The sequence below is a fragment of the Pirellulaceae bacterium genome, from assembly GCA_029243025.1.
GTDB lineage: Bacteria > Planctomycetota > Planctomycetia > Pirellulales > Pirellulaceae.
The window spans coordinates 101,449-111,989 of record JAQWSU010000011.1 but is presented as its reverse complement, the minus strand read 5'-3'; the positions used below and the strand labels follow the sequence as shown (position 1 = coordinate 111,989).

Sequence of the window (10,541 nt, the reverse complement as noted above, 5' to 3'; positions counted from 1 at the left end):
GAATTACGAACAACAGCATCACTCGTAACCCCGGTGCGACTTGGTTTCTTCCCAACGAAGATGAGTGGTACAAGGCGGCGTACTACGACCCCACGTTAAATTCTAATGCAGGCGGCTACTTTGACTTTGCGACCCGCAGCGACGTAGCGCCTACTGCAGAGTTACCTGCGGGCGGAATCAACTCAGCTAACTACCGTTATCACGCGGTCCAAGACACGACCGCAGTCGGTGCGTATACCAGTGCGCTGAGTCCGTACGGAACGTGGGACCAGTCGGGCAACGTCTGGGAGTGGAACGAGGCAATCATAGATTCGTCGTATCGCGGGAGCCGCGGCGGCAGCTGGGATAGCTACTACTCATCCCTCTTGTCGTCGTCGTACCGGGATTATGTCGAGCCGGCGAACGAGAGCAAAATCGACGGTTTTCGAGTCGCAAGTCTTTCCTCTCCCGCCAGTGTGCCAGAGCCCGGCTCGCTAGCCGTTTGGGCCGTGCTAGGTGGAATCGGTTTGTGTTGGCGAAGAAGGCGGGCGAGGGCGAAGTGTGCCTCTAACGCATCTTAGTGCATCATCTTGGCGGAATCTTGTCCAGCTAATCGTCTGTTAGGGCCTTCAAGTACACCTCCCCTGAGATGGTACCTGAAACGATCGTTTCGACTCCCCACCTTCAAAACGTCATTTTGAGCCTTCTATTGTAGGCCTCGCGGGTTATTGATCTCCCGAATCCGCACCTATTGGGCAACATGACTTGGGGCATGCAACCAGCAAAGGTAAAACCCCAACCACTCACAGCTGACCAATCAGTCGAGCTACCAGTAAATAGTGATCTACTAGATATTCGATGTACTGTGGAAATCGGATCTGTCGCAGCGATCCAACTGAAGTTACCAGGCCGCACGGTCAAGTATGACGCGACGGATGAAAAACTAAATGAGGCTCCGCTCAAACCGATCAACGGCCGGATCAGCATTCAAATGTTGGCCGACCGATCATTAACCCACGTTGTCGGTAACGATGGCAGAGTCTTTATTAGCCAACGCGGGCCGAACAAGGTTGATGCGAATAAAGTGTCGATCAAGGCAATGGGTGGCAGCGCAACATTGGTAACGCTGGAAGCTCATCAGCTGAAATCAATCTAGACCAGCGAGTGAAAATCACATGCAGATCGCCATCTGTGGCACCGGTAGGACGATCGAGACAGGCGTCAAAAAGCGTCAAATTGCCAAAAGAACTACCGCCATTCAGCGAGATTGCACCTCACGATGGCCACCCTGCGCGGGTGATTTACCCGTTCACGACTCAAGCCTTCAGCGAAAATGGAACCGGTAAGATCAACCGATTCATGAACTTCATCGCATGCGCTGGAATTCATTTCTTCTACCTGCCATCCACCTCTCGTAATCTTCGCGAGTTTGTTACATAATTTTTCGGATGAAGCACTCGACAGTCCATGAGCATGATTCGCAAACAGCATTCATCAACACCATTCGAAGATTCACCAAGGCCTGAGGCTTTCCCCCTAGAAAGCCTAAAACCCACCAGTCCGGTACGCAAATCCAACGCAGAGCGAAGCCCATCATGACCACCCCCATTCGACCCAGCGCCATTTTCGCAGGATTTTTCTTTGCCCTAATGATCAACAGCCTCAATGCGGCGGAAACCGTGACCGTGTTGAATTTTTGCCGTGCAGAGACCGACATGACACTCGATCGGTACAGGAAGTCGGGAGCCTTCGGAAAATTTCTTCACCTGCGCGAACCCACACGGATCGACGAACAAGACATTATCCGAATGAATCGTGACACGCTCTATTCTTTCGGACTCTTCGATCTCACTGAACCAGTCACCATCGAAAAACCGGACTGTGGTGATCGTTTCCAATCCATGGAAATCATCAATCAAGATCATTCGATACTTCCCGTCGAGCACGGTTCCGGCAACTTCACACTCACCCAAGAAAAGATCGGCACCCGTTACGTGCTCGTCCTGTTTCGGACGTTTGTCGATGCGAACGATCCGGCAGATGTAAAAGCGGCCAACGCTGCACAAGACAAGATCAAAACAACGCAAAAGAGTCCTGGAAACTTTGAGATTCCCGCTTGGGATGAGGCATCGCTGAAAAGAGTCCGAGAAGCCATCAATGTGCTGGCGAGCACATTACCCAATGCCAAGGGAATGTTCGGTGACAAGGCAAAGCTCAACCCGATCCTTCACCTGTGCGGTACCGCTTACGGTTGGGGCGGAAATCCTGACGAAGCGGCCGCCTACGACAACGTGGTTCCGGCCAAGAATGATGGTAAGACGGCTCACTCGATAACCGTCAAGGACGTACCGGTCGATGGTTTCTGGTCGATCACCGTCTACAACAAGGACGGCTTCATGGAACAGAACGATCAAGACGTCTATTCCTACAACAATGTAACCGCCGATAAAAACGCGGACGGCAGCGTAACCATCAACTTCGGATCCGGTCCCGACGCCATCAACAACCTGCCGATAACACCCGGTTGGAATTACGTTGTGCGGATGTACCAACCTCGAAAAGAAATCCTGGACGGCAGTTGGCAATTCCCGAAAGCACAACCCATCAAGTGATTACCTGAAATCGGCGTGGCGACGCATGGGTTATGAAAATCCAGCAGCTCAAGGGGATCCTTCGGCTGCGGTCTGAAAAGCACTGCCCGAGCCATCAGGCTCAGTGCCAGCCTACCGCCACTTGGATCGACGCAAGAATCCGTCGACCACGGTGAGTCCTTTCGCGCGATTGATGGTGTGAGTTCCAAGCAGAGACTCGTCCCAACTGGGAAGAATTCGGCCAATCGATTCTTCCTCATAGGTCTCTGGATCAAGCTGGAGAATCTTATTGAAACTGATCGCATAGCCGTAAAGCGGGCCACAGTCTTGCGCTGGTCGGATAAGCTGTCCATTCCAGCGAAACAGGTTGCCTGCCGGTCGCGCCGAACGCACGTCTGATTTAACGGGATTACGTGGATGGGGTGTCCATGGGCCGAACGGACTATCGGCGTAATACAGATGCAATTCATCCCAGCTTGATGCACCCGACACCGCCATGCCAACAAACATCCACCAGCGTCTTCCGTCGTCGTAAAGCGTCGCATCTACAGCTTCAACATTGTCAAACACGGTTTCATGAAGTTCCCACTTGTGCGGAAACTCCAAACATTTGTGTATCTCAATCGTCTTGTTTGACCGAGTTTCCGGAATCATGTAAAGCTCACCTTCCCACTCGAAAAGAAAAGGGTAGGAAAGGTGATAGTCGGTGACAAGCACCGGTTGCGACGGGCTAACTTTTCCGTCCGAATCGATTACGAGAACGGAAATATGCCCTTTGTTTGTTTGATAGATCAACTCTTCGAAGAAAATATAATGCTTACCATCCCGGTACCAAACAAACGGATCAGCCCAAAAGCGATCCTTGGGCGACACTAACCGTTCAAAGCGATCTAGTTGGGGGGCCAATTCAGCGGAGTTTGCTTTCTCGATTTGATAGAACAGAGTCCAATGACCCTGACTCTGTAGATCACAACATTTTTCGCGTAAATACTTAGCCGCGATTCGACTCGTCATGCGCACCATCACCGAATTGGTTGGCACCTCAGGAGACCGATCGCTATCAGGACGACACCCACCCGAATTCGAAACGCTCGGAACTTTCCCGGACGCGTGCAGATCCCGCAAGCAGCGTGCAACAAACTCCGACGACTTCCAAAACACGTTATTGCAATTGCGCCGCACTGACTTTTTGTCGGTACTCGCATACGAGCGATATAGAATGTGACTGTCTTCCGGTTTTTCCTTGATCTGCTGTAACACCGAACGGGTCATTAGACTACCGGTCATCACTTCCCAAAAACAAGCCAACTCAGTTCGGCTGGATGGGCTCTCACCAAAATGATACGACCAAACACCGTGACGGGCGACTTGTAAGATATCACCTTGCAAGCCAGAACTACTCAACTGCAACAACACGTCCAGCTTAGAATCGACAAGGCGATCGATATCCTTCGCCGCAAAATATTTTGCAGCACCTGCCTGTCTTGTGTCCATCTCAATGATTGGACAGTCGAGCTCTAGTTGATTGAGATCCTTTGCTTCGAAAGCATCGGGGGTCGCTCGAAAAAGAAGATCGTCCACTTTTCGGTAAAGCGAGTAAAACAGTTCACGACGATTTCGCCAGAGCTGCGAGAGAGGGTCAGGAATAAGAGCCCCTGATTGTTCGCAGGCCAGCACAACGATATCAGCGTATTCAGACTTCAGAATGCCTAAGAGAATCTCGTATTTCCATCGAGGCTGCGTTAGCTCATCCACCAATACGCCGACTCGCAACCTTGGCTTTGGCGGCTGCTCTGTGGCATCTTCGCTGATGGATTGGTGAGTAGTAATGACACGACCCCTCAGGTGGCTAGAAACGAACCGTGGAATAACATTTTTTTTCACTCATGTAAACAGCAGGAATTCGAACCGAATCACGACGCTGACGCCATGCACATGGATCTTTTGTCACAGCGAAAAACCTTTGTCAATCTCTCGCTAACAACACGAAGAGAACAACTCAATTAACCCTCCATCAGAAGTGGACCATGAGATAGCAAAGCGGTCGTTTCCAGGGCACCCACGCAACAGCAGCCAAAAGGGTATCCCGCCAGATGAGGGCTCAAGCGACGTCCTCTGCTCCGCTCTCAGTCAACTAATTCGATCAACTGCAAGACGGCATGGCCTTGTTTGGAGGTGAGGTCGATTTTCTGTTTACTTTGTTCATCAACGATTGCGATTTGAAATGTCGCGATCTTCGACCATTCGAGAGGCTTTCCGTTGACGCTCTTGAAATCATCTGTACCGATAATGAGTTGCTGCGGTCCGTCACCTTCGATCGTTTTAACCAGCGTAAAGTCTCCAAGATTATCGGCCCTGGCCAGGAAACGACTTTCGGCCGTCAGTCGAAGCAAAAGTCGTTTTCCTTGGGGATCAATCGTGAAAGCAAGCTTCTTGTGGTTCGACCGATCAAGATCAGGACTCTGAAACTTATAAGTCCTGATGCTTCTTTGATCTCTTGAGGACCAGTCTTGCATACCATTCCGAAAGTCCTCAAACACATGAGTTTTTGGTAATGTTGCCAGTGATTTCAGATTAACTTGATCCGGAACAATCGAATGTTCGGCAGAATTCAATACGAACGTTGAAGTCTCCCCATGTTCAAGCTGTACCAGATGCGGAAGACGATATCGACATAGGGCAAATACATAGATTGGTAGATCCGCATAGACCGGCAACCCTACCGACCAGCTTTGACCTTCCCGCTCTGCCTCGGCTCTCCCCCAAAACCGAGTTCTCGCATTCGGGTCGTAACTGAAATAGATCTCCGTGCTAACCAAACGGGATGGATCAGCTGGAGTAACAGTAAACGTAGCCCGGTCGGCATCCACGCTGAACGTCGAAGGCGGTGTAACGGGTAAGTTCTGCTCAATGCCCTTCAGATATTGATTGAACCAAAGATTCAACAATACCCACTGTTCAGGTCCAGGTCCGTGGTTCTGATGAATGTTCGTACTGACGCGCCAATCTCGATGTTTCAACAAATCCATCGATTGATAAATCCGCTCGAACGCCGAATGAAAATCATTGGACGAACTAATAAAGAGCACGGGACATTGCACGAGCGGCCAATATGCGCTAGCGTCGATGGTTTTTTTGTACAGCTCCAAATCTTGAAAGTGCTGCCGAATGCTGCTCCCTGTGATTCCTCCCGGGAAGTCCACATACTTGAATCCCGAGCCACCCACAAAGGGAACCACCGCCCGGATCCGTGAATCAATGGCTGTCAGCGCCGTAATCATGCCGCCCATTGAGTAGCCAGCACAACCGATCCGTTCCGGGTCGACTTCCGGCTGCTGTTCTAGAAAAGTGATGGCTCGTCTGGCCGCGACGGTCAACAGGAACCAGTTGGAATTGCGCGGGCTGGGGACTGGGTCAATGGAGCACTCATCGGGTTGAAGGTTCGGTTTCCAGCCTTTCCTCAAGGCTTTAGAGTAAAAGCGCGGGCCTTGCGTCGGATCAACCTTTCCCCAGTTGGTGTTCACATCGATTCCAAGCTCCATGGGCCTGCCAAGCCAATTGATGTCAATCGTCGCAAAGCCCTGCTTCGCGAAATAAATCCCACGTCCCCGCTCCGCTCGCTGGCCGCCGCCATGGCTCCAGACAAACGCTGCGTTCTTCCGGCCATTGTCAGGAAAGCAGTAGTAGGCGGCGATCCGTGCATCGGCTCCCCGAAACGTTCCAACCTTGAAAGTCAGGTAACGGGTGACAACTCCAGCGGTCTTCCACTCTTTGATAACCTTGATGTCGAGCCCTTCCTTCCGCGCATCGTAGTCCTTCCAAAGCTCACTCACCGTTTGCGGAACTTCGTCCGCATGTTGATAGGGTGTCAAGCTCTCTTCCGTATAGAGCGAGGGACCTAGCAGATTTAGAATCAGGGCGAGTTTCACCAATTGCATCGCTTGCCTACCTCCTCCTTCTTAATTCGCTTTGTTCTTGCGGAAACTATACAGACAGCAAGAACACACACGAGTATCGGCTGAATTCGTTTCATTTCGTTGCCTGGACTCGACTGGAGTGTTGATCATCGTGCCTTAAGTCTTCTCTGATGGATCGAATCTATTGAACTGAGTGAAGCTACGCACATCGTCTCGGCAAGTCATGATCTTGTCGCCTCTTGGCGCGCAACTCGAACCCGAATGCTCAGTCGTTGAATCTGCGGTGAGTCCGAGCAGGTGCGTCGTTATTCCCGAATTTCTTCCATAGGTTTGCACCATTCTCAATTCGGTACAGACCGTTTTCCGTGCGAATACCCCATGCATCGCCGTCCACAGCTGGAGTGGCAAAAAGGCGCTGATTGGCAAATTCATTGGTGGCGACGATGTTCAGCTTTCTTTCGGGGCGGATCACGGTTGTTGTTGCGTCTTCGTTGAACAGATGGATACGATTCTCTGCTTAAACTGGTGACGCCGAATACTTGCGGGGAAGCCGGTGTTTCCAAACGATTTTTCCACTATCTTTGTTGACGCAAATGGCAAAAATCCGCTGTCCATCTCTCGTGCTTGTCGTCAGCCAAATTTGATTACTCCCAATGACCGGTGATGACCATCCACGGTCATGTATCGCCGTTTTCCAGACCACATTTTGGGACCCATTCCAGTCGAGCGGCAGACTTTTTTCCGTCGTGTACCCGTTACCGTTCGACCCACAAAAATGCCACCAGGTTTCCTCGGCGGCCCGCGCCCCAGCAGACAATAAGGTGAGCATCAAGGCGACGGGGAGCAACCCACCTGAAAACATAAATATTTCGAATTTCCAACTATCTGTATCATCACGCATCGACTGAGCTGAGCTTTGATTTTGGTACGCGGCGCGCCGTACTGATTTGACCCTTATGGTAGTCGATCAAGGGCAAAGCGGTTACGAAACGACCCCCGCGCGGCCCACCACCGCTCTGCATCGTTTTAATCGATCACCGGCCAGCTTTCGTAACGACGCCTTGCAATCGGTAGCGGTCGGATCCCGTTCAGGATCCCGTTCAGGATCCTACAGTGTATTCTATACAGATCAGTGAACTTACTGGTTATGCCACGAGCCAGTTTTGCAGCACCATCAGGTTTTGGCAGGAATTTTTTTGGCAAAGACAGGCCTTCAGGAAGCTCGATTCGTTCTTTTGCCGAGATGAAAGTAGCGATAATAGCCAGAGAGAGTTATGATCGCAGTCTGCGTCACTATTTCTTTCAAACAAACGCTTACGAGTTTTTAAGTGAGACGAGACGGGATACTCGCGTTGCGAACGACAACGCCCTTATGGTGTCGTTCAAACGAGTTACAACGAGGGATAGGTAACATGCAATCACTCCGGCCTCGACAACTTCAAGTTGTGTGCGGCTTGGCCCTCCTGCTCTTAGGAAGCTGTAGTCAGGATGAGTCGCCGTCTGAATTGAATTCGACAACTCCACAGGCTCAGAAATTGAAGCCGTCAGAATCAGCACGCGTCTTATCTACCGTGCCGACATTCACGCTGACGACTGAGAATGGTGAAAGATATGGATTCGAGCAGTTGAACGGAAAAGTGTGGGTTGCCACCTTTATTTTTACACGCTGTCCGCTGACCTGCCCGACACAAACGAATGAGCTTGCACTGCTGCAAGAGGAGTTGTCCACCCATCCGTCTCGTGATGACATTCAGTTGGTTAGCATCAGCGTCGATCCTGATTTCGACACGCCGGGAGTGCTCGCTAATTATGCCGAGCGAGCCGGAAGCCAGCCTGTTCGGCTTCGACCGAATTATCACCTACAACGAGCGACCGAATACGCAGCTCCGCTCGCTCGATCATCTCCGGTAACTGTTCGACCTCGCCAGGAAACCACCGATTCTTTTTGCCGATGTCCCAGGAACTTTCGGTGTCCTGACGGTTGCCGTAGAGGAAAGCCCAGTTGGTGGGACGAAATTGTTGGAACCACAATCGATTTTTCGCCAGGACTTCGCGGCGAATCACTTCCGCCAACTCATTGTCAAACCGCTGCTGAACAACGTCGAATCCGGTCGCTAGTCGTGAGGTCGCACTTAGCTGGCGGGTAATATAGAGGGCGGACATCCACTGTCCATAGGACGTCCACCTGATTCCTGTCGAACTCAGCTTCTGAGCGTCGGTCGCGTCGACCGATACAAACTCACTAAATTGATCGACTAGCAGACAATCAAAACGCTCCGCCAATTGACGAATGCGCTGGGCATAGGCAGCTAAGACTTGATTTCGACGGACAGCCATCTGGGCTGCTGGCCCGATCGGCAGGAATGGAGCCGGCGACACGATCACCACTTGTGCGGTTCGCGCTTTGACTTCCTCGATAATCCGCGCATAGGCTGCCTGAAATTCGTCGAGTCGCTGCAGACCGTCCAGTGACTCAATCTGCCCAAACTCAAGAAAGACGATGTCCGCCGGCACCAGCGGTCGCTGATCCTTGACGCCCCGTTCAAATCGTTCCGTCGTATAGAAAAAGCGAGGACGCTGTTGTCGAAAAACCGTGTCCGCTTCCCATCCAAGATTGCGGAATCGGAGTGAACGATCGGCATACGAAAGTGATAATAGCGTTTCGAGATACCCATGCGTTTGGCGATCGACAGTCGAAGTCCCGCCTAAGAATACAATCGTCTGATCTGGCGAACGGACTGCGAACCGATCCTCAAACGGCGGATGGCCAAACGGCGACTTGGCCAGCGGTCGCACGAGCGCAGTATCGTCGCGCTGTTCACGGGGCTCCTGAGCGCTACACGTGATCCCCCACCCCAAAAAAAATGCCAACAACAGTGAAGAAGGCCATCGGACGGTCATGACTATCGACTCGTTCAGAGTTGCTGTAGAATAATATTTCGAATCTGGATTTTCATCGGAGGCCCATCGTGCAATTGAATCGCGATGATTCCCTTGCGGGTCGCATGCTCCCGGTCACGATCGAATCCCTGCGACATCATGACACCGTTCACCAAAAGCATGATGTGAGATCCTTTGGCAATTGCCGTGTAGCGATTCCATTCTTTTTCTTTGATATGCTTCCGCAAATCATCGTGATCGCCAAATTTTGTCACGTTCTTGGTGCCGTCTTCATCGATGGCAACACTTTCACCGCGAAAAGCCAATTGGGCCCGATGGCTTGCATAAAACACCCCTGTGTAGTCTTCCCAATCGGAGATATCAGCTTGATAACCTTCGGCCTGCCATTTCGAGACTTCTCGACTGCGAAAATGAACACCGCTGTTGCCGCCGATGATGCGATATTCGAAGGTCATCTTGAAATCATCAAAGGCCTTGCCGCGCCAAATCAAATACGTGCTGCGTGACAGTGCCTTATCCGCGGTTGTCGTCCCGGTGATCGCATTATTCTCTACCTGCCAGAATCTTGGATCGCCGTCCCAGTTTTCGAGTGTCTTGCCATCAAACAGTGACACCGCTTCGAATTCGTCCGCGTGACCGGTAGTATCAAACAGTAACAATACCAGTCCGCTGACAAGGACCAGTCCCCCGAAAAGATGACTCCTAACCCGTTTCAATTCACAGGAATCGGTCATTCGGTGTTTCAATCGACTCTCTACCTTTAGCACTGATCGGGTCTCCAAACTGGTAGAACGAGCGGCTAATTATTGCCTTAGTTTAACAGAAACTATTGAGAGATTGGGCTCGATTACCGGCTTTTCCTCACACGCGACAACGATCGGGGAACGAATCGCCCACGGCAGGATATCTAAATTCCGACAAAAAGATCGTTGAGACAAAATGTGATTGAACCAGCACTTTCGGGAAAGCGGAAATATTGCTGAAAAAGCTGTCCCTGGCAAAAACATCCGTCACCCGAGCAAGCTTACAATTTGCAGTTTCTAGAAAGGCTGCAAACAATGAGCCAGTGCGGAATCCACGACGATTTGACCGGCCTCGTGGCAACGTCACACACTCCCTATACCCGCATGACGGTTGTCTCCGAGCATGGCAG

At 51.3% G+C, this 10,541-nt stretch carries 8 protein-coding genes; 3 read left to right on the top strand and 5 right to left on the bottom strand.

Annotated elements, in window-relative coordinates; all coding sequences use genetic code 11:
- The 3 genes from P8N76_05735 to P8N76_05725 all read left to right on the top strand — a co-directional run.
- The coding region (locus P8N76_05735) for an SUMF1/EgtB/PvdO family nonheme iron enzyme (protein MDG2381155.1) at positions 1–560 on the top strand (560 nt) is incomplete at its 5' end.
- A gap of 191 nt (positions 561–751) precedes the next feature.
- On the top strand, positions 752–1,135 hold the full coding sequence (locus P8N76_05730) for a GH32 C-terminal domain-containing protein (protein MDG2381154.1): 384 nt from the start codon (positions 752–754) through the stop codon (positions 1,133–1,135).
- 439 nt (positions 1,136–1,574) lie between these two features.
- Positions 1,575–2,591 (top strand): DUF1214 domain-containing protein, encoded by a 1,017-nt coding sequence (locus tag P8N76_05725; GenBank protein MDG2381153.1) that lies wholly within the window; start codon positions 1,575–1,577, stop codon positions 2,589–2,591.
- 111 nt (positions 2,592–2,702) lie between these two features.
- Here P8N76_05725 and P8N76_05720 read toward each other — a convergent pair whose 3' ends face one another.
- The 5 genes from P8N76_05720 to P8N76_05700 form a co-directional block, all read right to left on the bottom strand.
- A complete protein-coding gene (locus tag P8N76_05720) occupies positions 2,703–4,325 on the bottom strand; it encodes a hypothetical protein (GenBank protein MDG2381152.1) in 1,623 nt (540 codons plus the stop codon).
- Between the two features lie 371 nt (positions 4,326–4,696).
- Positions 4,697–6,508, bottom strand: a complete 1,812-nt coding sequence (locus tag P8N76_05715; protein ID MDG2381151.1) for a dienelactone hydrolase family protein — start codon at positions 6,506–6,508, stop codon at positions 4,697–4,699.
- Positions 6,509–7,004: 496 nt separating this feature from the next.
- On the bottom strand, positions 7,005–7,388 hold the full coding sequence (locus P8N76_05710; GenBank protein ID MDG2381150.1) for a hypothetical protein: 384 nt from the start codon (positions 7,386–7,388) through the stop codon (positions 7,005–7,007).
- Between the two features lie 902 nt (positions 7,389–8,290).
- Positions 8,291–9,388 (bottom strand): GDSL-type esterase/lipase family protein, encoded by a 1,098-nt coding sequence (locus tag P8N76_05705; GenBank protein MDG2381149.1) that lies wholly within the window; start codon positions 9,386–9,388, stop codon positions 8,291–8,293.
- 14 nt (positions 9,389–9,402) lie between these two features.
- Positions 9,403–10,122, bottom strand: coding sequence for a DUF1080 domain-containing protein (locus P8N76_05700; protein MDG2381148.1), 720 nt, complete (start codon positions 10,120–10,122; stop codon positions 9,403–9,405).
- Positions 10,123–10,541 lie beyond the last annotated feature (419 nt).